The sequence below is a fragment of the Streptomyces sp. IBSBF 3136 genome, from assembly GCF_036815105.1.
Taxonomy (GTDB): domain Bacteria; phylum Actinomycetota; class Actinomycetes; order Streptomycetales; family Streptomycetaceae; genus Streptomyces.
This window is the reverse complement of record NZ_JAJSZC010000131.1, coordinates 1-22,170: the sequence shown is the minus strand read 5'-3', so window position 1 is coordinate 22,170 and position 22,170 is coordinate 1. Positions and strand designations below refer to the sequence as shown.

General features: G+C 72.4%; 22 protein-coding genes and 1 pseudogene. 12 read left to right on the top strand and 11 right to left on the bottom strand.

Annotation, left to right across the window (positions count from 1 at the left end; translation table 11 throughout):
• Positions 1–77: 77 nt before the first annotated feature.
• The 5 genes from V7E45_RS25370 to V7E45_RS25350 form a co-directional block, all read right to left on the bottom strand.
• The gene (locus V7E45_RS25370; RefSeq protein ID WP_333776508.1) at positions 78–1,247 is read right to left on the bottom strand and encodes an alanine racemase; all 1,170 of its coding nucleotides are present in this window, start codon (positions 1,245–1,247) and stop codon (positions 78–80) included.
• A complete protein-coding gene (locus tag V7E45_RS25365) occupies positions 1,244–1,384 on the bottom strand; it encodes a hypothetical protein (protein WP_333776507.1) in 141 nt (46 codons plus the stop codon). Before V7E45_RS25365 ends, V7E45_RS25370 begins: the two co-directional genes overlap by 4 nt.
• 8 nt (positions 1,385–1,392) lie before the next feature.
• Entirely contained in the window at positions 1,393–2,061 is a 669-nt protein-coding gene (locus V7E45_RS25360; protein ID WP_333776511.1) for a helix-turn-helix transcriptional regulator, read from the bottom strand.
• A 200-nt stretch (positions 2,062–2,261) separates the two neighbouring features.
• Positions 2,262–2,390, bottom strand: a complete 129-nt coding sequence (locus tag V7E45_RS25355; protein ID WP_333776506.1) for a hypothetical protein — start codon at positions 2,388–2,390, stop codon at positions 2,262–2,264.
• A 96-nt stretch (positions 2,391–2,486) separates the two neighbouring features.
• The gene (locus V7E45_RS25350) at positions 2,487–4,670 is read right to left on the bottom strand and encodes an MMPL family transporter (RefSeq protein WP_333776505.1); all 2,184 of its coding nucleotides are present in this window, start codon (positions 4,668–4,670) and stop codon (positions 2,487–2,489) included.
• Between the two features lie 213 nt (positions 4,671–4,883).
• Between V7E45_RS25350 and V7E45_RS25345 the strand changes: the two genes are divergently transcribed.
• From V7E45_RS25345 to V7E45_RS25330, 4 genes are all read left to right on the top strand, one after another.
• A complete protein-coding gene (locus V7E45_RS25345; protein WP_333776504.1) occupies positions 4,884–5,681 on the top strand; it encodes a DUF427 domain-containing protein in 798 nt (265 codons plus the stop codon).
• 146 nt (positions 5,682–5,827) lie between these two features.
• A complete protein-coding gene (locus tag V7E45_RS25340; RefSeq protein WP_333776503.1) occupies positions 5,828–6,772 on the top strand; it encodes an MBL fold metallo-hydrolase in 945 nt (314 codons plus the stop codon).
• A gap of 73 nt (positions 6,773–6,845) precedes the next feature.
• Positions 6,846–9,371 (top strand): SpoIIE family protein phosphatase, encoded by a 2,526-nt coding sequence (locus tag V7E45_RS25335; protein ID WP_333776502.1) that lies wholly within the window; start codon positions 6,846–6,848, stop codon positions 9,369–9,371.
• Positions 9,372–9,453: 82 nt separating this feature from the next.
• Complete coding sequence (locus V7E45_RS25330) at positions 9,454–10,725, top strand: PP2C family protein-serine/threonine phosphatase (RefSeq protein WP_333776501.1); 1,272 nt, start codon at positions 9,454–9,456, stop codon at positions 10,723–10,725.
• Between the two features lie 96 nt (positions 10,726–10,821).
• Here V7E45_RS25330 and V7E45_RS25325 read toward each other — a convergent pair whose 3' ends face one another.
• Positions 10,822–11,940, bottom strand: a complete 1,119-nt coding sequence (locus tag V7E45_RS25325; RefSeq protein WP_443056168.1) for a PP2C family protein-serine/threonine phosphatase — start codon at positions 11,938–11,940, stop codon at positions 10,822–10,824.
• Positions 11,941–12,025: 85 nt separating this feature from the next.
• The gene (locus V7E45_RS25320) at positions 12,026–13,006 is read right to left on the bottom strand and encodes a pirin family protein (protein WP_333776500.1); all 981 of its coding nucleotides are present in this window, start codon (positions 13,004–13,006) and stop codon (positions 12,026–12,028) included.
• Between the two features lie 79 nt (positions 13,007–13,085).
• On the opposite strand from V7E45_RS25320, the gene V7E45_RS25315 reads away from it, so the two are divergent.
• The 5 genes from V7E45_RS25315 to V7E45_RS25295 all read left to right on the top strand — a co-directional run bounded on the left by V7E45_RS25315 (position 13,086) and on the right by V7E45_RS25295 (position 17,297).
• A complete protein-coding gene (locus tag V7E45_RS25315) occupies positions 13,086–13,577 on the top strand; it encodes a carboxymuconolactone decarboxylase family protein (RefSeq protein WP_333776499.1) in 492 nt (163 codons plus the stop codon).
• 113 nt (positions 13,578–13,690) lie between these two features.
• Complete coding sequence (locus V7E45_RS25310; RefSeq protein WP_333776498.1) at positions 13,691–14,266, top strand: Dps family protein; 576 nt, start codon at positions 13,691–13,693, stop codon at positions 14,264–14,266.
• A 317-nt stretch (positions 14,267–14,583) separates the two neighbouring features.
• A complete protein-coding gene (locus tag V7E45_RS25305; protein WP_333776497.1) occupies positions 14,584–15,333 on the top strand; it encodes a GNAT family N-acetyltransferase in 750 nt (249 codons plus the stop codon).
• 130 nt (positions 15,334–15,463) lie between these two features.
• Positions 15,464–16,234 carry an isoprenyl transferase gene (locus tag V7E45_RS25300; RefSeq protein ID WP_333776509.1) on the top strand — a complete coding sequence of 257 codons (771 nt, stop codon included), beginning with the start codon at positions 15,464–15,466 and terminating at the stop codon, positions 16,232–16,234.
• A gap of 301 nt (positions 16,235–16,535) precedes the next feature.
• Entirely contained in the window at positions 16,536–17,297 is a 762-nt protein-coding gene (locus V7E45_RS25295; RefSeq protein ID WP_333776496.1) for a polysaccharide deacetylase family protein, read from the top strand.
• Between the two features lie 350 nt (positions 17,298–17,647).
• On the opposite strand, the gene V7E45_RS25290 is transcribed toward V7E45_RS25295, so the two are convergent.
• The 4 genes from V7E45_RS25290 to V7E45_RS25275 all read right to left on the bottom strand — a co-directional run bounded on the left by V7E45_RS25290 (position 17,648) and on the right by V7E45_RS25275 (position 20,377).
• Positions 17,648–18,460: an alpha/beta hydrolase gene (locus V7E45_RS25290; RefSeq protein WP_333776495.1), complete on the bottom strand. Its 813-nt coding sequence runs from the start codon at positions 18,458–18,460 to the stop codon at positions 17,648–17,650.
• 180 nt (positions 18,461–18,640) lie between these two features.
• A complete protein-coding gene (locus V7E45_RS25285; protein ID WP_333776494.1) occupies positions 18,641–19,363 on the bottom strand; it encodes a peptidase E in 723 nt (240 codons plus the stop codon).
• 342 nt (positions 19,364–19,705) lie between these two features.
• Positions 19,706–19,948: a hypothetical protein gene (locus V7E45_RS25280; RefSeq protein WP_333776493.1), complete on the bottom strand. Its 243-nt coding sequence runs from the start codon at positions 19,946–19,948 to the stop codon at positions 19,706–19,708.
• A 156-nt stretch (positions 19,949–20,104) separates the two neighbouring features.
• Positions 20,105–20,377, bottom strand: coding sequence for a YrhB domain-containing protein (locus V7E45_RS25275; protein WP_333776492.1), 273 nt, complete (start codon positions 20,375–20,377; stop codon positions 20,105–20,107).
• Between the two features lie 97 nt (positions 20,378–20,474).
• Here V7E45_RS25275 and V7E45_RS25270 point away from each other — a divergent pair, with 97 nt between their 5' ends.
• The 3 genes and pseudogenes from V7E45_RS25270 (at position 20,475) to V7E45_RS25260 (ending at position 22,030) form a co-directional block, all read left to right on the top strand.
• Positions 20,475–20,657 carry a hypothetical protein gene (locus V7E45_RS25270; protein WP_333776491.1) on the top strand — a complete coding sequence of 61 codons (183 nt, stop codon included), beginning with the start codon at positions 20,475–20,477 and terminating at the stop codon, positions 20,655–20,657.
• Positions 20,658–20,766: 109 nt separating this feature from the next.
• Positions 20,767–20,942: pseudogene (locus V7E45_RS25265) on the top strand (RICIN domain-containing protein); the annotation flags it as partial.
• Between the two features lie 77 nt (positions 20,943–21,019).
• Positions 21,020–22,030, top strand: coding sequence for a phosphotransferase (locus V7E45_RS25260; protein ID WP_333776490.1), 1,011 nt, complete (start codon positions 21,020–21,022; stop codon positions 22,028–22,030).
• Positions 22,031–22,170: the final 140 nt, after the last annotated feature.

Genomic DNA, 22,170 nt, shown 5'->3' with positions numbered 1-22,170 from the left:
GGCGGGAGGCGGGAGTGACGGTGGTCGGGGGCTTTCGGGCGAGGCCCTGAGCTGACGGGCGAGCGGCCGGGGGCCGGTCACCAGCCGCTGACGCGCGGCCAGACCGCCTCGATCGTGGGCGTCGGGCCCGTGTCCCGTGCGCCGTCGACGACGTGGTAACCGTGGTGCTGGGCGGCCGTCGCGCAGGCGTGGTTGGGCAGGACGCGCAGCCGGGTGCCTACCGGGAGCTCGGGCAGGCGGGCGCCGTCGCGTGCGGTGAGGGTGCCGTGCTCCTGGCTGGCGGCGGTCATGACCAGCCCCGATACAAGCCGGCCGGCCAGGTCGGTGACCAGACCGTAGCCCTGGTCCTGGGACTGGGCGGAGGTGCCGCGGTCGCGGGACATCGCCATCCAGCCGCCGTCGGTGATGATCCACCCGTACTCGGGGCGGTGGCCGATGACGGTGACCACCACCGACAGGGCCAGGTCGTCGACGGCGCAGACGCCGAGGCCGGCCATGACCAGATCGAAGAAGACGTAGTTGCCGGCGCGCAGTTCGGTGACGCCGGTGAGGTCCTCGGCCGCGTGGGCGGTGGGTGTGGAGCCGACGCTGACGACCTGCACCGGCAGGCCGGCGGCCCGCAGCCGGTCGGCCGCGGCGACGGCCGCGGCACGCTCGTTCTCCGCCGCCAGGCGCTGCTCCTCGGCCCCGTGGGCGAAGTAGGACTCGCCCGCATGGGTCAGCACCCCGTCGAGGCAGCCCGCCTCGTGCAGGACACGGCCGATGCCGACGAGCCCGGGCGCGTCGGGCCGCAGGCCGCCGCGGTGACCGTCGCAGTCGATCTCGATCTGGGCGGGCACGGCGACGCCCGCCGCTCGTGCGGCCTCGGCCACGCACTCCGCCTGTTCCGCGCTGTCGAGCAGGACGCGCAGGGTGACGCCCCGGCGCAGCAGGGCGATCACGCGGGGCAGTTTGTGCGGGGCGATGCCGACGGCGTAGGTGATGTCGGTGTAACCGCCGTCGGCGAACGCCTCGGCCTCGGCGAGTGTCGAGACGGTGACCGGGCACGGGGTGCCGTCGTGCAGCAGCGCGGCCACGTCGAGGCTCTTGGCCGTCTTGACGTGCGGGCGCAGGGCGACCCCGAGGCGGTCCGCGCGGCGTGCGAGGCGTTCGATGTTGCGGCGCGCCCGGTCGACGTCGACCACGGCGAACGGGGTGTCGGGGTCGGCCAGGGTACGGGGGCGGACCGCGGGCGGCGTGGTGGTCACAGCGTGATGTCCATCTTCTTCAGCAGGGCGAGGCCGAGGCACAGGTCCTGGAGGCCGATGCCGGAGCTGTCGAAGACCGTGATCTCACGGTCGTCGACGCGCCCCTCGGCCCGGCCGCAGGCCTCCTCGGCGGTCATGCGGCCCCTCACCTGGTGTAGTTGTAGACGGTGGCCCGGGAGACGCCGAGCAGGTCCGCGATGGTCTGGGCGGCGTCGCGCGAGTCGAAGTAGCCCTCGCCGCGCAGCTGCCGTACGAGGGCCTTCTTGGCGTCCCGGCCCAGCGACCTCGGGGTGCCCCCGCGTTCGGCGGCGAGCGCCTCGACGGCCGCGCGCAGCTCGCGCGCGTTGCGGTCGCGCAGTGTCTCCAGCGGCTGGTCCCGGTGCTCGGTCCCGGTGGCGACGAGGTTGGCCAGGGCGAGCGTGACCGGTGACAGCACGGAGACGTCGAGGTTCAGGCAGAGGGCGGCGATGTAGTCGCCGGAGCCGTTCCTGATGCCGATCGAGGTGCTCTTGGCGGGGCGGCCGTCGGGGAACTGGTTGGGATAGTTCTGGATGACGCTGGGGTATTCGGGGTCGGCGATGCGGGCGAGGCCCAACTCGGTGGCGGAGTCCCCGATCCGGCGGCCGGAGAGGTTGTTCTCGATCGCCCGGATCGCGTGCCGTGGGTCGCGCAGGTCGTGCAGCACGACCTCGCACAGGCCGGGGAACATCCGGCCCAGGGCGACGGCGATCTTCTCCGCTTCGCGGATGAGGTGCTCGTCGGCGTCGGACCCGGTCCCGGCGCCGGGTTCGGCCTCGCCCCCGGCGCCGGCCACCGTTCCGTCCGTCTGCTGCTCCACCCTGGTCTCTTCCACACTCTCGCCGCTCTCGCCGCCTCGCCGATCGCGCCGCCCGCCCTCTCGAATCCGGCCTCTCGAATTACGCCGGCCTCGGCCGGTCCCGGTGAATCTCGACTGTTTTTCTAATTCTGGACACCAAGCCTAAGTGATCGCTCCGCCGCGCGTCCAGGGCCCGCTCACTCCCGGGCGCGGTCGAGGAAGCCGGCGATCAGCGGGGCGATCTCGGGCAGGCGGGTCTCCAGGGCGAAGTGGCCGGTGCCCAGCTGACCGGCCGCCCAGACCCCCTCCGCGCGACCTCTCCGCACGCCCCTCACCCCGCGGAAGCCCCCGGCGGCCTCCCCGGGAACGCGAGCGGCCCCGCCGGGGCGTTCCGCCCGGCGGGGCCGCTCGTCGCGCTGCCGCTAGTTGCTGCGGCCCGCGGGATCGTGGGTGATGCTGTCCCGACCCTCGTCCCCGTGGACCGGGTCCACGCCGGCGGAGCCGGCCGTGGTCCCGGCCGCCCGGTCGCCGTGTCCGGGCCACCAGGCCGCGTGCCCGATGAGCGCGGTGAGACTGGGTGTGAAGAACATCGACATCACGAAGGCGGCGACCGCGATGCCGAACGAGACGGCGAAACCCATCTCCGTGAGCAGCGAGTTGCCCGCCAGCATCATCGTGGCGAAGGTGGCCGCCAGGATGAAGCCGGCCGCGGCGACGGTCGGACCGGCGTGCCTGAGCGCCATGCCGGCGGCCTCGCGCGGCTCGCGGCCCTCGCGGGCCTCCTCGCGCAGCCGGGCGATCATGAGGATGTTGTAGTCCGTGCCGATGGCGACCACGAAGAGATACATGATCACCGGCAGCATGAACATCAGGCCGGAGTGCCCCTGTCCCTTCTGGAAGATCCACACGGTGGCGCCGAGGGTGGCGCCGAAGCCCAGGCCCACGGAGGCCATCAGGTACAAGGGCGCGACCACACTGCGCAGCAGCAGCCCCAGGATGATCATGATGAGGATCGCGGCGACGGGGAAGACCGTGCGGTAGTCGTGGTTGACCGCGGCGTCGATGTCCTTGTAGATCGAGGACATGCCGCCGACCAGGGCCTCGGTGCCGTCGGGGGCGTCGGAGTGGGCGACGTCCCGCACCCGGCCCACGGCGTCGATGGCCTTGTCCGTGGACGCCTCGTACTTCAGCGTGACCGTGAAGTCCGCGGTGGTGCCCGCCTTGTTGACCTGGGTCATCCGGGCGTCGGCGACGCCGTCCACGGCGCCGAGCCTGCGCGCGTAGGAGTCGAACGCGGCCCGGTCCAGCGGCTTGCCGTCGGTGCTGGACAGGTAGACGTCGGTGGGAGCCGCCGCGCCCGCCGAGTACGCCTTCTGCATCTCGTCCTGGGCGACCATGGACTCCTTGGTCTTGGGCATGGAGCCGGACGCCAGGTCGAAGGTGGCGTTGAAGTTGAGGATGCCGAGCGACAGCACGACCAGAACCAGCCCGGACAGCCCGGCGGCCAGGGCCGGCCGGCGCTGCACCCCGCGGCCGAGGGCGGCGAAGCGGGCGTTCTCCGGCTCACGCTGCCAGGACTTGGACGGCCAGAAGACCTTCGGCCCGATGAGCGAGACCACGGCCGGGATCAGGGTCAGACCCGCGACCAGCGTGGCGGCGACCGCGATCGCGAGCGCCGGCCCCATCTGCTTGAGGAAGCCGAGCGTGGACAGCACCAGCGCGAGGAAGGCGATGATGACCGCCCCGGCGGCCGAGGCGATGGCCTCACCGACCCGGTCGACCGCGTTGACCATGGCCTGCTTGGGTTCGTCGCCGGCGCGCAGGCGTTCGCGGTAACGGAACATCAGGAACAGGAAGTAGTCCGTGCCCACGCCGAAGAGCACGACGATGAGGATCGACGAGATCGAGCTGTTGGCCTGGAGGTCGAACAGCTTGGTGGCGTAGGCGATCAGCCCGTTGGCGACGGCGGACACCAGACCGATCAGGATCAGCGGCAGGACGGCGAGGATCGGCGCCCGGAAGATGATCAGCAGTGTCACCAGGATGATGACGAAGGTGCCGATGCCGATCAGTGCCTGTCCGCGTTTGGACGAGTCCTGCTGGTCGAGGGCCTGGGCCGCGGAGCCGCCCAGTTTGACCTCCAGGTGCGTGCCCTTGGCGAGTTGCTTGACGTCGTCACGCAACACCTTGGCCGCGTCGGCCTGTTCGGGTTGGCCGGCCTTCTTGCTGTCCATCTGGACCAGGGTCAGGTCGTACCTGCCGTCCTTCGACGGCCGGCCGGGGACGACCTTCTGCACCTGGTCGATGTGCTTCCTGCCCAGCTCGGTGGTGATCCGGGCGACGTCCTGCTTGTCGGCGTCGGTCAGCCGGCCGCCGTCGGTGCGCTGGTACAGCGCGATCGCGGACGGCGTGAAGGCGCTGGGGAACGCCTTCTGCTGCAGGTCCGCCGCTCTGATGGACTCGTAACTCTTCGGCAGGAAACTGCTCTCGTCACTGTTCGAGGGCAGACCGGGAGCGGTGGCGACGATCGCCACCGCGGCGATCAGCCAGGCCACGATCGTCCAGACGGGGTGTCGGACGACAGCGTTGCCTATTCGTCGGAACATGCGGGGGGTCCTCCTGGACAGGAAGATCACCGCAGCCCGGGGAGCGGTCCCTGGCATCGGCGACCCCGGCCGGCGCGCGTCCAACGCACCGGCCGAATGGTTGTCTTAGGGTCACATGGTAGTGACCACGCAACGGGATCATTCCAGCAGGCGCGCCCCGGCACGACCGGATATCGGGCGGCCGCCGCCGGCGGGCCGGAAGGAGCACCGGACATGACCACGAACAGCTTCGCGGGGCCCCCGCACCACACTCCCGAGGGCATCGTCTGGGAGCCGAGCGGCCGCTGGGTGCGCGGCCGTACGGCCGGGGTCACGGTCGTCGACAGCCGCCGTCCGGTCCTCGTGTGGGAACCCGGCGTGCCGGTGCCGCTGTACGCCTTCCCGCGCGGCGAGGTCCGCGAGGACCTGCTGCGCCCGGCGGAGAACCCGCCCACCGGCACGCACACCGGATCGACGGTCTTCTACGACCTGGAGGCCGGTGGCGAGATACGGGCGAACGCCGCCTGGACCTTCCCCTCGGACGCCCTGGCGGACCACATCGCCTTCGAGTGGTCCCGGCGCACCGGCACCGGCCTCGACCACTGGTACGAGGAGGAAGAGGAGATCTTCGTGCACCCCCGCGACCCGCACAAACGGGTCGACGCCCTGTTGAGCAGCCGGCACGTCCAGGTCGAGGTCGGCGGCACGCCGGTCGCCGACACCCGGCGCCCGGTCCTGCTCTTCGAGACCGGCCTGCCCACCCGTTACTACCTGCCCCGCGAGGACGTCCGCCTGGACCTGTTCGAGCCCACCGACCACAGCACCGGCTGCCCCTACAAGGGCACCGCCGCGTACTGGTCCTGGCGCGGCGGGGGCGACGTACCGGCCGACGTACTGTGGAGCTACCCGGACCCGCTGCCCGCGGTCGGCGCGGTCAAGGGGCTGCTCGCGTTCTACAACGAGGCGGTCGACATCACGGTGGACGGCGAACGACTGGAGCGCCCGGTCACCCACTTCACCCGGCGCCCCTGAGGCGCCGCAGGCCGGGGCGCCCCGCGTCGGGGTACCGGCCGGTGGATCTCCGATGCGATGATCCCCGCGGGTTCGACGAACCCGGCCGGGTGCGGGGACTCCGTGACCGCTCCGGGAGACTCCCTTCCGCACGACAGGAGTTCGCAGTGAGCAGTGTCCACCACGACGTCAGCCTCCTTCCCCCGCCCCGGGTCGAGGAGGTCAGCGAGAACGTCTTCGCCTACATACAGCCCGACGGCAGCTGGTGGATCAACAACACGGGCTTCCTCGTGGGGCGGCGCGGCGTGATCAGCGTGGACGCCTGCTCGACCGTGCGGCGCACGCGGGCCTACCTGGACGCGATCGGCACCGTCACGTCCCAGCCGGTACGGACCCTGGTCAACACCCACCACCACGGCGACCACACCTTCGGCAACCACCTGTTCGAGGGCGCCACCATCGTCGGCCACGAGGCCACCCGGACGAGCGTCCTGCAGTGGGGCGAGCCGGGCGCGGCGGCCGCGTTCTGGACCGACGTCGAGTGGGGTGACGTCACGATCGAACCGCCCTTCCTCACCTACACGGAGGGTGTCACCGTGTGGTCCGACGACCTGCGCGCCGAGGTGCGCCACGTCGGTACGCCCGCCCACACGACCAACGACTCCATCGTCTGGCTGCCCGAGCGGGGACTGCTGTTCAGCGGCGACCTGCTGTTCAACGGCGGCACGCCCTTCCTGCTGCAGGGGTCCGTGGCCGGTGCCGTGAAGGTGCTGGAAGAGGTGATCAAGCCGTTGGGCGCGACGACCATCGTCCCCGGCCACGGCGGGGTCGCCGGGCCCGGACTCGTCGACGAGGTGCTCGGCTACCTGCGGTTCGTGCAGCGGACCGCCCGGGCGGGCCGCGACGCCGGGCTGACCCCCCTGGAGACCGCCCGCGAGACCGACCTGGGCGAGTACGCCGGGCTGCTCGACTCCGAGCGCATCGTCGGCAACCTGCACCGGGCGTACGCGGAACTGGAGGGCGGCCCGCTCGGCCGGCCCGTCGACGCCGCGGCCGCCCTCGGCGACATGGTGGCCTACAACGGCGGACGCCCCCTCACCTGCCTGGCCTGAGCGCGAGACCTCGCTCGCGGCTGTGTGAGGTGAGAGCCTGGGGGCGGGGTCCGTCTGCAGATGGGACCAGATCATGGGCGTGCCGGGCCGGGTGCGCGGCGACAGCATGAGCGATCCGTTCGACCTCACCACGGCCGCGTTGGTGACGGTGGACGGGTCGGGGCTGATCGAGTGCTGGAGCCCGCAGGCCGAGAAGCTGCTCGGGCACGCGTCGGCGGACGTGGCCGGGCGGCCGGTGTCGGCGGTACTGGACGCCACGGGCGGCATGGACGGCCTGGACGGCGGCGACGACCTGGACGGCCTCACCGCGCTGGTCGAGGGCCGGCTGGTGGCCGACAGCTGGGAGGGCCTGGTCTCGGCGCGCCACCAGGACGGCCACCAGGTCCGCCTCGGGCTGCGGGTACGGGCCGTGCCGCTGCCCGGCGGGGGCTGCCGCTGGCTGGTCGCCCTATGCCGGGCCGAGGACTGGAAGCGGTGGGAACTGGGCCAGGCGGCGCTGCGCGGCCTGCTGACCCAGTCCCCGATCGGTATCGCCGTGCTCGACACCGGGCTGCACTACACGTGCCTCAACGAGGCGCTGGTGGCCATGGAGGGGCTGCCGTGCGAGGACGGCGGCCCCGGGCCGGATGTGCTCAAGGCCGTGGAACGGCAGGCCAGAAGGGCCCTCTCCGCGGACCGGGCCGTCTCGTCCGTCGAGGGCGTGACACCTGCGCCGGATGCGGCCGGGCAGCCCTGCGCCGAGCACCTGAGGCTGCGCGCGTCCTTCCCGCTGCGGGCCCGTACCGGCACCACCCTCGGGGTGTGCCAGACCGCCGTCGACTTCAACGGGCGCGACCCCGGGCGCAGACGGCTGCTGCTGCTCAACGAGGCCGCCGAACGCATCGGCACGACGCTCGACCTCGGACGCACAGCGCAGGAGCTCGTGGAGATCCTGGTGCCCCGGATCGCCGACTTCGCGGCCGTGGACCTGCTGGACGGCGAGCGGTCCCCGGAGGAGTTCGCCGCCCGTCCCCGGAGCGGCGGGGGCGGTCTGCGCCGGACGGCCCACCTGTCGATCCGGGCCGACCATCCCGAGGTGATCGTGCCGATCGGCGCCCCGGCCCGCTACCCCGCGCAGTCCCCGCAGAGCCGCTGCATGGCCACGGGCCGGACGGTGCGGGACGCGCTGCTGACCCACGCCACCTCGTGGCTCGTGCAGGATCCGCCGCGGCGGGAGAAGCTCCTCCACCTGGGCGTGCACTCTCACATGGTGGTCCCGCTGCGCGCCCGGGGGGTGACGGCGGGGGCGGTGACGCTGCTGCGCTGGGAGAACCCGGAGCCGTTCGACGAGGACGACCAGCTCCTCGTCGAGGAGCTGTCCGCCCGGGCGGCGGTGTGCGTCGACAACGCGAGGCGCTTCGCCCGCGAACACAGCGCCGCGCTCGCCCTGCAGACCAGCCTGCTGCCCCCGGTCCTGCCGGATCTCAGCGCCGTCGAGGTCGCCTACCGCTATCTGCCGGCCGATGCCGAGGCCGGTGTCGGCGGCGACTGGTTCGACGTCATCCCCCTGTCCGGCGCGCGCGTCGCCCTGGTGGTGGGAGATGTGGTGGGTCACGGCATCCACGCGGCGGCGAGCATGGGACGGCTGCGAGCGGCCGTGCAGACCCTCGCCGACATCGACCTGCCGCCCGAGGAACTGCTCACCCACGTGGACGATCTGGTCCTGCGGCTGTCGGAGGAGGCCGAGGCCGCCGAGGACGGTCCGCTCGTCATCGGCGCCACCTGCATCTACGCCGTGTACGACCCGATCTCGCGCAAGCTGCGGGTGGCGCGGGCCGGCCATCCCGGCCCGGCGATCGCACACCTGAGCGAGCCCGTCGAGATCCTGAACGTCCCGGCGGGCCCGCCGCTCGGGCTCGGCGGTCTCCCCTTCGAGTCCGCGGAGTTCGAGGTGGAGGAGGGAAGCGTCGTCGCCCTCTTCACGGACGGCCTGATCGAGGCGTCCGACCATGACGTGGACACCGGTCTCGAGCGCCTGTGCTTCGCGCTGGCCCACCCGGACCGGCCGCTGGAGGAGATCTGCGACACGCTGGTGCGCACGCTGCTGCCGGACCGCCCGCCCGACGACGTCGCCATCCTCGTGGTGCGCACCCGCGCCCTGGACCGCGACCGCGTGGCGTCCTGGGACATCCCCGCGACCGCCGCCGCGGTGGCGGAGGCCCGCCGCGCGGCCACCGAACAGCTCGCCCGGTGGGGGCTGGACGACGCGGTGTTCACGACGGAGCTGATCGTCAGCGAGCTGGTCACCAACGCGGTGAAGCACGCCGACGGGCCCATCGGCCTGCGGCTGATCCTCGACCGGAACCTGGTGTGCGAGGTGTCCGACGCGAGCAACACCTCCCCGCGGCTCAGACGGGCCCGGTACTCGGACGAGGGCGGCCGCGGTCTCTTCCTGGTGGCGCAGCTCGCCCAGCGCTGGGGCACCCGCTACACGGCGGGGGGCAAGACCATCTGGGCGGAGCAGCTGCTGCCCGCCCGGTACGGCGACGAAGGGCCGTCCACGGCGTCCGGGCCGGCCGTGCCGCCGCCGGTGCCGGAGTCCCGGGGCGGACCGGGCTGACCCGACTGACCCGGCTGACCCGGCGGACCCGGCTGACCCGGCTGCGGCGGCGGCCGGGGCGCTGCCCTCGTACATTGGTTGCGTGGGCGTCACCGCAGCCGACGGGGAGCCGACCCCGGACCAGGTCGACTACGCCGCTCTGTTCGCCGCCACCCCCAGCCCCTATCTGGTCCTCAGCCCCGACCTGCGGATCGTCGGCGTCAACAAGGCGTACCTGCTGGCGACCGGCCGTACCCGGCGGGATCTGCTCGGGCAGTACTTCTTCGACGCCTTCCCGGACAACCCCGCCGACCCGCAGGCCAGCGGGGTCACCAATCTCTCCGCGTCACTGGCGCGGGTGCTGGCGACGCGGGAACCGGACACCATGGCCGTCCAGCGCTACGACATCCCCGTCATCAGCCGGCCGGGCGGCTTCGAGGAGCGCTGGTGGTCCCCGGTCAACACCCCGGTGCTGAAGGTCGGGGGGGAGGTGGCGTGGATCATCCACCGTGTCGAGGACGTGACGGCCTTCGTCCACCACCGCCAGGAGCGGCGGCGCAGCGCCGGCCCGCCGAGCCGGCGGGAGGAGGGCGTGGAGGCCGAGCTGTACGCCCGGGCCAAGGAACTGGAGCGGCTGAACGAGGAGCTGCGGCGGGCCCACGCCCGCGAGCGCCAGGTGGCGATCACGCTCCAGGAGGCCATGCTGCACTCCCCCGACCTGGCCCGGCACTCCGACGTCGCGGTGCGCTATCTGCCGGCCGTCGGCTCGCTGAACGTGTGCGGCGACTGGTACGACACCGTCGACCTGTCCGACGGCCGGTTCGCGGTCGCCGTCGGCGACGTCGTCGGCCACGGCCTGGAGGCCGCCACCGTCATGGGGATGCTGCGCAGCGCGCTCTCGGCGGCCAGCAGGGCGGTGGCGGGCCCGGCCCAGGCGCTCGAGGTCCTGGGCCTGTACGCCCGTTCCGTCGAAGGGGCGCTGGCGGCGACCGCCGTGACCGCCCTCGTCGACACCCGGGCGCAGGTGATCATCTATTCCAGCGCGGGCCATCCGCCCCCGGTCCTGATGCACCCCGACGGCGATTGCCAGTTGCTGGACCAGGCCACCGACCCCCCGCTGGGCGCCCGGCCCGCGCACATCCCGCGCCCGCAGGCCGGTGCCGCGTTCAACCACGGCGACGTCCTCGTGCTGTACACCGACGGTCTGATCGAACGCCGGGACGAGGACATCGACAAGGGTCTGCAACGGCTGACCGACACGCTGCGCGAGTGCCTCGGGCTCAGCCCCGAGCACCTGGCCGACATGCTGCTGGCCCGCCTCGGGGTCAGCCATGGCGCGCGGGACGACATCGCGCTGATCGTGGTCGGGTTGTGAGCCCCGGCCGGCGACGCCTGCCCGCGCGCCCGGCCCAAGGGCCTGTTGCGAAAGTGGTCCTCTGCCGTGCGACGAGGCCACTTTCGCAACAGGCCCTTAGGCCGAGTTCGGCGGCACGCCCGCCTGGCGGCAGCGGACGGCGACGGCCGCGATGTCGTCGTCGAGCAGTCCGTCGCTGTAGTGCAGCAGGTCGCGGTGGAGCCGGTCCAGCAGCTCGCGGGGCGGCGTCGGGCCGATCTCCCGCATCCAGTCCGGCAGCGGGAAGAACTGTCCCGCGCGGTCCCGGGTCTCCGTCACGCCGTCGGTGTAGAGCAGCAGCTGGTCGCCGGAGCCGAACGCGACCGTGTCGACGCTGTAGTCGTCCCCGAGGAGCGAGGCGAGGTTGAGCGGCGGCGAGGGCGTGGTCGGCTCCAGGACCCGGATCTTCCCGTCCTGGACGAGCAGCGGCGGCGGGTGCCCGCAGTTGAGGATCCGCACCTGGCCCCCGCCGTACGGGATCTCGGCGATGAGGGCGGTGGCGAAGTGCTCGGGCTGGTCGGGGTCGAGGATCGCCACGCTGTAGCGCCCTATGCTCGTCTCCAGGCGGTGGATGATGCCCTTGAGGTCGGGCTGGTCGTAGGCGTTCTCCCGGAAGCAGTTGATGACCGCCGAGGCCGCCCCCACCGCGGACAGCCCCTTGCCGCGCACGTCGCCGATGAGCAGCCGCACCCCGTACGGCGTGTCGGCCACCTCGTAGAAGTCGCCGCCGATCCGGGCCTGCTCCTGGGCCGCCAGGTACAGCGACTCGATGTCGACGTCCTGGATGCGGCGCGGCAGCGGACGCAGCAGCACCTTCTGCGCCGCGTCGGCGACGAGCCGGACCTGGAAGAGCGTCTCCTCCCGCTGGAGCCGCAGATGGCTCGCGTAGGCGGCCGCCAGGGTGACCGCGACGATCGCGGCGGCCGTGTACGGGGTCCCCAGGTCGGTGTAGACGAGGCTGAGCCCGATCATGGCCAGCAGGCAGAAGCCGCCCAGCACGACGGTCGGGAGCACCGGCCACAGGGCCGCGGCGAGGGCCGGCGCTGCGGGCAGCAGCCGGCTGAAGGCGATCTCCCTGGGGGTGGCGAAGGCCAGGCCGGTGATGACGGCGGTGAGGATCACCGGGGACAGCAGGACGGTCTCGCGGGAGCCGCCGTTCGGGGCGCGGTGACGCCGGTGCCGTCCTGTCCTGATCACAAAAAGCATCTTATCTAGGCATACCGGACTTCTGTCTGTACGACAGCGCGCGGCCGGGCGGGTGGCCCGCCCGGCGGCTCGTGAGTCAGCGGCCCCGTCCGCGCGGCTTGAGCGGCACGTGCGGGAGCTCCGGGGCGGGCAGCCGGTCCCCGTCGTAGCCCCGCACCTCACCGAAGCGGTTCCCCGTCGCCCAGTCCTCGCGGGCGCGTGCGATGTCGTCGTGCGAGCGGCCGATGAAGTTCCACCACATGACGATCTCCTCCTCGAACGGGGTCCCGCCGAGCAGGACCGTGCGGGCGGTGCCGTCCGACTCGTTGGCGAGGGTCAGCGACTCGACCCCCGGCCGGGCGTAGCCCAGATCCGCGGGCCGCAGCGGGACGTCGGCCAGGCGTACCTCGCCGCGGTCGACCAGGAGGCCGTGCTCGAAGCCGGGCTCCACGGCGAGGGTGAGGGCCGAGCGCGGCGGCAGGAGGATCTCGGCGCCGAGCAGCGGGGTGAAGGTCCGCACCGGGGAGACGGCGCCGGCGAGGGAGCCGAGGAAGACCCTGATCTCGGCTCCGTCGAGGAGGACGGGTTCGGGTACGTGGTGCTGGAAGTCGCGCGCGGTGCCGCGGTGGGCCTCGGGCAGCGCCACCCAGAGCTGGACGCCGTGCAGCACGGTGGTGTCCGGGGTCGACACCTCGGAGTGGGCGATGCCGTGCCCGCCGGTCATGAGGTTCAGCTCGCCGGGCCGCACGAAGGCGTGGCTGCCGAGGCTGTCGCGGTGCTCGATCTCACCGCTGAACAGCCAGCTCACCGTCTGCAGCCCGGTGTGCGGATGCGGCGCCACATCCATGCCGCCCGTGCGCGCGACGTCGTCGGGGCCGTAGTGGTCCGCGAAGCACCAGGCGCCGATCAAGGTCCTGGACCGCTGGGGTAGCGTGCGGCGCACGGTCATCGCCCGGGGGCCGCCCAGGGGGACGTCCCGCGGGGCCAGCACCTCCACCCGGGGCGCTCGGGACGGCGGGGCGCCGTCCGTGGCCGCGCCGTGGCGCGTTGCGTGGGGTTCCGTCTCCGTGTCGCTCACCGTGGACCGCCTCCAGCTCACCAATTGTTCTATATTCAACTATTGCAGCCGATCGTAGACCCTCCGAAGGAGTTTCGGGTTGACCACCTACACGACCGGGGCCGCGCTCCCGCGGATCTTCGTCGACAAGCAGAGCCCCGCCGCTTACCAGGCCCTGGTGCACACCTCCGAGGCGGTGCGCGCCGTCGGCGCCGAGGCCGGGCTCGACCGGGCGCTGGTGGAGCTGATCAACCTGCGGGTCTCGCAGATCAACGGCTGCGCGTACTGCCTCGACGTGCATACCAGGGCAGCGCGGCGCGCGGGCGAGACCGAACAGCGGCTCGGCGTGCTGGCGGCCTGGCGGGACACCGAACTGTTCACCTCCACGGAACGCGCGGCACTCGCGCTGGCCGAGGCGACCACCCTGCCCGCCGACGCCGCCGCCCAGGAGACCGCGTACTCCACCGCGCGCGAGGTGCTCACCGACGACCAGGTGTCCGCCGTGATCTGGGTGGCCATCACCATCAACGCCTTCAACCGGGTCTCGATCATGAGCAAGCATCCGGTACGGCCCCGCCCGGCGTCCGGCTGACCCCGCTCCCGTGCGCCGGCGGGCGACTACGTGTGCACTCTCGGGCAACTCCGCCTCCCGGCCCGCCCGTAGCGTCGGCGACGCACACACGCACCACACGCGGGAGGCACGACATGACCACCGGTTCCAAGGCCCCGAGCGGCCAGCCCTGGCTGCACCAGAAGGGGGAGATCATCCAGGAGTTCGGGACCGTCAAGCAGTTCCCGATCGGTCTCTCCCACGACGCGCGCATGTACTCCTGCCAGCGTCTGAACCGGATTCTGGCGGACACCCAGATCCTCTACGGCCTCTACAAGAAGCACCACTGGCTGCTGCGCGGGGCGACCTTCTACCAACTGCACCTGCTGCTGGACAAGCACGCCGGGGAACAGCTGGAGCTGGTCGACACGATCGCGGAGCGGGTGCAGACCCTGGGCGGGGTCGCGGTGGGCGACCCCCGGCACGTCGCCGAGATCACGTCGGTCCCGCGGCCGCCTGACGGCGTGGAGGAGGTCCCGGCGATGCTGTCGCGACTGCTGGCGGCGCACGAGACCATCCTGACGGACGCCCATGACGCGGCCGCCCGCACCGGCCGGCTGGGCGACGACGGCACCAACGACCTGCTGGTCTCGCAGGTCGTCCGCACCGGCGAGCTGCACGCCTGGTTCCTGGCCGAGCACCTGGTCGACACACCGCTGGTACGCGCCTGAGCCGACGCCGGCGGGGGCACCCGGCCGTCCCGGGTGCCCCCGCCGCCGGCCCGGCATGATCGCTTGCGATGCCCTCGCGGGGTGTGGCAGGGTTCCTGGCGTCGAACCGCATGTCACCCTCGCACGACGAAGGACCGAAGCCATTGATCGCGGCGTCCCCCAGCGGCCGCCGTCGGCACTGACGCCCCTGCCTCACCGGCAGCGGCCCGCGGTGCCCTCGCGTCTCCTCACGGCGGCCCCACGCATGTCCCGTGTTCCCGGCCACGGCCGGTTCCGCAGCCGTCCCGGCTGCCCTTCATCGTGAGGTCATCATCATCGTGCACATCGATGTGCAGCGTTTCGCCGTCGCCAACCTGCTGCGCCGCCCGGCGGCGGCCGAAGTCGGCGGATTCGTCGTGGGGTTCGACCCCACGACCACCAGCCCCTACATCAACTACGCGACCCCGTTCCCCGGCGCCGAGCCGACCGACCGCGACGTCAGCGCCCTGATCGAGGCGTTCCGGGAGCGCGGCCTCAAGCCCCGCCTGGAGTTCGCCCCGGACGCCGCGCCCGCCGTCGAACCCGCCCTGCACCGGGCCGGCTTCGGGACCGAGGCGGTCCACGAGTACATGGTCTGCACCCCCGCCACCCTGGTGGTCCCGGCCGGGCACACGACCGTGGAGACACCGGTCACCGACGAGGACTACACGGCCGTCGACGCCGCACTGTCCGAGGCGTTCGACGGCGAGTTCCCGCCCTCCCCGGAGAGCGCAGCCCGGCTGCGGCGCACCCAGGAGGGCGGCGGCGCCGTCCGGTTCGTCCGCGCCGCCGACGGCGGTTGTGCCGGTGCGGCGATCTGCTCGGCGCCCGCCGACGGCACGGCCGAACTGGCCGGAGTGGGCACCAGGCCCGCCCACCGCGGCCGGGGCGTCGCGGCCGCGGTCACGGCGGCCCTCGCCGCGACCGCCTTCGACCGCGGCACCCGGTCCGTCTGGCTGGAGTACTCCGGCGAGGGATCCCGCCGCGTCTACGAACGGATCGGCTTCCGCCCCACCGGCACCCGCCTGTACATGGCTCTCGAACCGTGACACGCCCCGGGCGGGGGCCGTACGGGTCCCCGCCCGGCCCCGGCCGACCGGCCGTGCGGACCCCGTGGCGGCCGTGGCACTATCCTTGCGCCCTCGAACACGGGTAGGGAGAAGGGACATCGGCGTGGCGATGAAGGCCTTGCGTGCGGCGTTGGAGGCGATCTACGTACGGCGTCTGAACCGCAAGCTGGACGGCCTGCCCCGGCCGCGGCACGTGGCGATCATGCTGGACGGCAACCGGCGCTGGGCACGGGACGCGGGCCACCAGGACGTCCGCGAGGGCTACCGGGTCGGCGGCGCGAAGGTCACCGACTTCCTGCACTGGTGCACCGACGCCGGCATCAAGCACGTCACGCTGTGGATGCTCTCCGACGACAACCTGCACCGGCCGGCCGCCGAACTCGGCCCGCTGCTCGACATAATCGAGGAGACCGTCCAGCGCATCTGCGCTCCCGGGGAGCCCTGGGAGATCGAGATCATCGGCGCTCTGGACCTGCTGCCCGGGAACACCGCCCGGGTCCTCAAGGAGGCCGCCGCCCTGACGAACGGCCGCGGCGGGCTCAAGGTGGACGTCGCCGTCGGCTACGGCGGCCGGCGGGAGATCGTCGACGCCGTGAAGGCGGCCTTCGACAAGCACATCAGCGCCGGCGGTGATCCCCGCGACCTGGCCGCGGAGTTCGACCTGGAGCACATCAGCGACAACCTGTACTCACCGGCCGGGCACGACACCGACTTCATCATCCGCACGTCGGGCGAACAGCGGCTGTCCGGCTTCCTGTTGTGGCAGTCGGCGTACGCGGAGGTGCACTTCGTGGACGTCCTGTGGCCCGCCTTCCGGCAGATCGACCTGCTGCGGGCCCTGCGCTCGTACGCCGACCGCGACCGCCGCTACGGCCGCTGACGGCCCGGGCCACGACCACTGACGCCTAGGGCGGGGTGCCGTCGCCCCGCCGGTGACCTCACCACTGCCGCCGTACGCCCGCCTCCGCTCGGCGAGTTCGGCCGCGGCAGGGGGACGACCGGTGCCCAGCGGCCGGATTCGGGGGCTCCGGTCGAGAAGGTTCCGCGGGCGGCCGCGGGGCGCTGTCGCAGGCGCACCCCGGAATTGTCCGTGATCGGTAACAGCGGGAGCCTGCGGCCGTCCTCTGCCGTCCTCACAGGTGCACGGGGGCTGATCGACACAGCGAGGGGACGGGGCCGACATGGCACGGCACGGTGGGCGGGGATGGTACGGCCGGGTGATCGCGGCGGCGGTCGGGGTGACTGCGGTGGCCGCGGCGACATCGGTGTGGACCGCACAGGCCGGGCCCGTCGCGGAGCACCGGTCGTCCGCGCGTCCGGCCGCACCCAAGGTTGCGCACGTGGCGGAGACCATCGTGCACGCGTCGGACGGCGGTGACCACGCGGTCAACATCACCATCGACGACGGCCCAGACCCGACCTGGACCCCGCAGGTGCTGCAAGTGCTGCGCGAGAACGGCGTGAAGGCGACGTTCTGCATGGTCGGCACCCAGGCCGAGGCCCACCCGGACATGGTCAAGCGGGTGGTCGCGGCCGGGCACCGGCTGTGCGACCACACGGTCTCCCACGACACCGCCATGGACCGCAAGTCCACGTCCTACCAGTCGCGGGAGATCCTGGACGCCGAGCGCCAGATCATCAAGGCGTCCGGCGGCGTCCGGCCGATGTACTACCGCGCCCCGGGCGGCGCGTTCACCCCGTACAGCAGGCATCTGGCGGCCTCGCACGGGATGCGGCCGCTGGGCTGGAACGTCGACTCGAAGGACTTCGAGCGGCCGGGCACGCAGGCCATCGTCTCCACCGTGCAGAGCGAGTTGTCCAACGGCCCCACCCTGCTCTTCCACGACGCCGGCGGCGACCGCTCCCAGACCGTGGCCGCCCTGCGCACCCTGCTGCCCTGGCTGAAGCAGCAGGGCTACTCGTTCGGGTTCCCGGTCCGCTGAACGCGGGCCGTTCGGCGGGTAGTTCAGTCTGCGGCCAGTCCTCAGCGGCCCGTGTGCCGCGGTACTTGGCCTTGGGGCCGCCGAGTTCGGCCCATCTGCCGCCGTAGTCGGCCGTCGGGCCGCCGTGTTCGGCCGTCGGGCCGCCGTCTGCGGCCCGTCTGCCCAGGAGTGCGGCCGTCGGGGGCCCTCGGCGACCCGAACGCCCCGGAGTTCGGCCGTCGGGGGCCTCAGCGGTCCAGGCGCCCCGGAGTTCGGCCGTCGGGGGCCCTCGGCGATCCAGGCACCCCGAAGTTCGGCCGTCGGGGGCCCTCGGCGGCCCGGGCCCCGGAGTTCGCCCCGCCCGGTAGTCCTCAGTGGCCCGCCGGGGCCCGGTCCCCGGCGAGGATCGCCGCCAGCGCCCCGGTCACCGCGGGCCAAGCCGCCGAGTCCGGGTCGATCACGTCGAAGTGGCCGCAGCCGGGCAGCTCGTGGAGCGTGGCGCCGCTTCGGGCGGCGTACCGGCGGGCCATGGCCACCGGCAGCGACTCGTCAAGTGCGCCGTGCACCACGACCGTACGGCCGGCGGGGGCACCCAGGACCGCCGGGTCGGCGGCGGCGTAGCGGTCCGGCACCTGCGCCCGTCCGCCGCCGAGCAGAGCGGCGACGGCGCCACGGCCGCTGCCCAGTTCATCGGCCCGAGCCAGGTCGGCCGTGGGGGCCAGGGCGAGTGTGCCCCGGATCGCACCGGGGGCGGCCGTCCGGCCGGGCGCGCCTTCGGGCAGCCGGTGCCGGAGCGCGGCCCAGAGGGCGAGATGGCCCCCGGCCGAGTGCCCGGCGTAGACCGGGCGGTTCGGGTCGACCCGGCCGGGCGCCGCCTCGGCGGCCAGGCCCGGCAGCAGGTCCACGGCCGCCGCCGTGTCGTCGAAGGTGGTCGGCCAGCCACCCCCGCCCCCGACCCGGCGGTACTCGGCGCTGACGACCGCGCAACCGCTGTGCGTCGCCAGCGCCCCGGCGAATCCGGCGGCATGCCGCCGGTCGTGCTCGGCGCGCCAGTAGCCGCCGTGGAAGAACAGCACCAGCGGCGCCGGCCCGTGCGGGCCGCCGGCCGGCAGGAACAGGTCGGCCACCTGATCCGGATGTTCGCCGTAGACCAGCGGAAGCGGGGAGACGGGAATTCGGGACACGCTCGCACCTCGTTTCGATGTACCTCGATTAGCGGTGCGAGCGTACAACGGCCCGGCTCGCGATGGATGGCTTTTCCACTCATGCCATGGCGTCCCGGTGCAGGGAGGGCTGGCCGGCGCAACCGGTCGGGCGCGACTCGAGCCCCGCCCGCTCCTTCTGCCGGGAGGTGAGGAAAAGGATCACTGAGATTCGGTGAGCAAGCGGCACGGCAGGGCTCTCTCCGTGGCTCCGTTCTTCCCATCCGGTCCGACCTCGTACAGGTGGGCTTGCGACGTGCGGGTCACCGTCTCCGCCAAGAGGCCGTCCGTGAAGACAGCGCCGACACCGTCCTCCAATGCCCAGCCGGCAGGGAGCGAGCCGGTGGCTACGGCTGCTTGGTAGGAGGCACGGCGGCCCGGCTCACTGTCGTAATGCGGGCAGACCGAGCCGGGCAGAAGACCCAGCCCGTCCGGCAGAAAGGTCAACGGTCCGAAGGAGTCGGTATGCGAGCCCTCGGCCCAGCAGTTGGCGCCGGCGCTGACACCGCACAGCAACGTGCCGCGATCGTAGGCCTCGCGCAGCAACCGGTCCACGCCGTGCGCACGCCAGACTGCCAGCAAGTTCGCGGTGTTGCCGCCTCCTACGTAGATGACGTCTTGAGAGAGCAGGAACGTGCGCAACGCGGCATCATCGAGCTCCCTCCGGAACAGCGGCAAGACACTGGGCTCAAGGGCGCGCGAGTGGAACGCGGAGAGGAACCGGTCGATGTAGGCGGGGGCATCGCCGCTGGCCGTGGGCACAAAGCACACCTTGGGTCGAGACACACGTGCGTGATCGAGGACCCAGTCGTCCAGCAGGCCATCTTCGTCCATGGAAAAGCCACCACCGAGGAGAGCCACACGACGCACGGGAACAACAGTCACGGAAGTGCCTCCCCAGCACACTGCCCGCCAGAGCGGACGATGCCCGAACAATGCCCGGCCATCGATTGCCTCCGCAATTGATTAAAGCCTCGGAACATGTGATGCCCTGTCCGCTCACACACCGTCACACGTAGTCGGGTCAGCCGGGCCGCCGAAGGCTTCAAAAACACCTACCAAGAAACCCCTGACACCGAGGGGGCCTGCCCTGCCCGGGCCGAGCCCCCCGTGCATTCGGAACAACGGACGCACCGGGGCAGCAGGGGCCGTGCTGCTCAGGTGGCGTCCACGTCGGACCTGTCAGCGTGAGGGCACCAGCACCCAGGGGCCGGCCGACAGCGGCCGTCAGTCTTCTCCGGTGCGGACGATTCGCTGGCGAGCTGCCCGGAGACGCTCGGCGTAGTCAGGCGCAAAAATGCCCACGAGTGACTTGTCGAGCGTGCCGGAGATCCGATGCAGGGCTGCCCACACTGCCTGATCGTCCACCAGCGCGTTGAAGGTCTCGGACCCCTCCATGCGTTCAAGCCAGTCGGAGAGCACGAGCGCTTCGTCGCCGCTCAGTGTGATGATCACCGAGTCTTCACTCATGACGGCACCGTAGCGCGCCACCGTCTCTACTCCCCGTCCGGCCCTGCCAAGGACGGGTGAGTGGAAGCGACCGAGGCCGGTGATTGGCTCGAGAGTCTCGGGGATGCCCACCAAGGGTTGTCCCGTAACTGTGGTTGCGGGACAGCCACAGCCTCGTCAGGTGCTCGAATTTCTCCACAGATGCCGCTCGTCCAGGGTCCCGAACCGCACGTCTCCGCGTTCAAGGTCGACGAGCATGGGCCAACAGTCCAACAGTTGCTCTCTCACATCACGCGAGGCGAGGTACTGCACCGAGTTGTACGGCACGATCAGAAGCCCGTTGCTTTGGCGGACTCGCTCTGTGTCGATGGCGAGAGGCGGCTCGTACTCGCTCTGGCTGTCCGCGAGAAATGCCATCGCGAGCTGCAGGGCTTCGTCCTGCTCCATCATTCGTCTCCAGTTGTCGGCTCGACGAAGGCACTCTAACCATCCTGCGGTGATCCCCGAAGACGGCGCTGACGGCGCTCACCCTGCAAACGCTTGGGGCTTGCTGGCCGAGGACATCAAGGTCAACGCCGTCTGCCCCGGCTACGTCGCCACCGACCTGAACGGCCACCGCGGCCACCGCACGCCGGCCGAAGGCGCGGTGGCCGCCGTCCGGATGGCCACCATCGGCGCCGACGGGCCGACCGGCACCTTCACCGACGACGAGGGCCCCGCGCCCTGGTGAGCTGACCAGAGATTCCTTACAGCGGCTACTGCCCGATCCTGTGGACGAACATCAAGTACCTGATGTGTACGCCAACTTCGGCCACAGCGCGATGGACTACGCCACGACCGGCCGGAACCAGCAGTGGCGGCCGGTCCGGCAGGCCGACGGGGGCTACCACTTCGTGGCCCGGCACAGCGGGAAGTGTCTCAGCGCCGCCCCACCGCCGCCGACAGCGTCCAGCTCACCCGGCGGACCTGCGACGGCTCCCCCGCCCAGGGCTTCCGGCTGACCGAGCGGTCCTGACCGGCCCGGCCCTCGGCCGGCGGTGGGCGGAGGGAAAACCGCTGGCCGGCGAGGCAGCGGGCTGCTGGGATGGCCCGATGCGAGACGACGTTGCGTGGACCGTGGACCGCGGCCGGTACGAGGACGCGGTGACGCCCTGGGAGCAGGAGTCCTGGCGGACGGCGGCCCTCGCCTGGGTGGCGGACGGGCTCGCGGCGCACGGGCTGCTGGTGGCCCGTCCGCTGGAGGTGCGGCTGCGGCCCTGGTCGATCCTGGCGCGGGTGCCCGTGGCCGGGCGGCCCGCCGTGTGGTTCAAGGCGAATCCGCCGGCCAGCGGCTTCGAGGGGACGCTCACCGCCGCGCTGGCCCGCTGGGTGCCGCGGCACGTCCTGGAGCCGCTCGGGGTCGACACGGACCGCGGCTGGTCGCTGCTGCCGGACGGGGGCGCCCTGTTCCGGGACCTGCTGGAGCGGCAGGCCGTGGGCCCGGAGGCGTGGGAGGGGCTGCTGCGGCAGTACGCGGACATGCAGCGGGCCCTGGTCCCGCACACCCGGGAGATCGAACGGCTCGGTGTCCCGGACGCCAGGCCCGCCCGACTGCCCCTGCTCTTCGACGAGTTGGTGGCCGGCAACACCGCACTGCGGCCGTCGGACCGGTCCCGGCTGGACCGGCTGCGCCCCCGCCTGCGGGACTGGTGCGCGGAGCTGGCCGCCTCCGGCGTCCCGGACTCCCTGGACCACGCGGATCTGCACGACGGCCAGCTGTTCCACCCGGAACCGGGCCGGTACACCTTCTTCGACTGGGGCGACGCCACCGTCTCGCACCCGTTCTGCAGCCTGCACGTCACCGCCCGCAGGGCCGCGGAGCGGTACGGCCCCGGTGTCATGGCGCGGTTGCGCGACGCCTACCTGGAGCCGTGGACGGGCGACGGCCGCACCGCGGCCGAGCTGCGGCGCGCGGTGGACCTGGCGTGGCGACTGAGCGCCCTCGGCCGGGCCCGCGCCTTGACCGGCCTGTTCCCGGCCCCGCCCGGAACCACGGCAAGCGCCTCACTCTCCGAGCACAGCGCCCGCTCACTGCTGGAACTCCTGGACGAGCCCCCGTTCTAGGCGGTGTCTTCAGTTGTCACGCCCACATCGGGAGCGAGGCGAGTGTGACGGCCGCGAAGAGTCGTTCCCGCGCCTGGATCCCGGTGTCACAGTGGGGGCTGCGGACGGGTAGGCATGAAGCAAGCAGGGGGCATGGGGGC

Excerpts from the sequence above, each read along its gene's own strand:
- V7E45_RS25365 (WP_333776507.1), bottom strand. The coding sequence starts at position 1,384 with ATGACCGCCGAGGAGGCCTGCGGCCGGGCCGAGGGGCGCGTCGACGAC.
- V7E45_RS25350 (WP_333776505.1), bottom strand. The coding sequence starts at position 4,670 with ATGTTCCGACGAATAGGCAACGCTGTCGTCCGACACCCCGTCTGGACG.
- V7E45_RS25345 (WP_333776504.1), top strand. The coding sequence starts at position 4,884 with ATGACCACGAACAGCTTCGCGGGGCCCCCGCACCACACTCCCGAGGGC.
- V7E45_RS25335 (WP_333776502.1), top strand. The coding sequence starts at position 6,846 with ATGGGCGTGCCGGGCCGGGTGCGCGGCGACAGCATGAGCGATCCGTTC.
- V7E45_RS25310 (WP_333776498.1), top strand. The coding sequence starts at position 13,691 with ATGACCACCGGTTCCAAGGCCCCGAGCGGCCAGCCCTGGCTGCACCAG.
- V7E45_RS25300 (WP_333776509.1), top strand. The coding sequence starts at position 15,464 with ATGAAGGCCTTGCGTGCGGCGTTGGAGGCGATCTACGTACGGCGTCTG.
- V7E45_RS25295 (WP_333776496.1), top strand. The coding sequence starts at position 16,536 with ATGGCACGGCACGGTGGGCGGGGATGGTACGGCCGGGTGATCGCGGCG.
- V7E45_RS25280 (WP_333776493.1), bottom strand. The coding sequence starts at position 19,948 with ATGAGTGAAGACTCGGTGATCATCACACTGAGCGGCGACGAAGCGCTC.
- V7E45_RS25275 (WP_333776492.1), bottom strand. The coding sequence starts at position 20,377 with ATGATGGAGCAGGACGAAGCCCTGCAGCTCGCGATGGCATTTCTCGCG.
- V7E45_RS25260 (WP_333776490.1), top strand. The coding sequence starts at position 21,020 with ATGCGAGACGACGTTGCGTGGACCGTGGACCGCGGCCGGTACGAGGAC.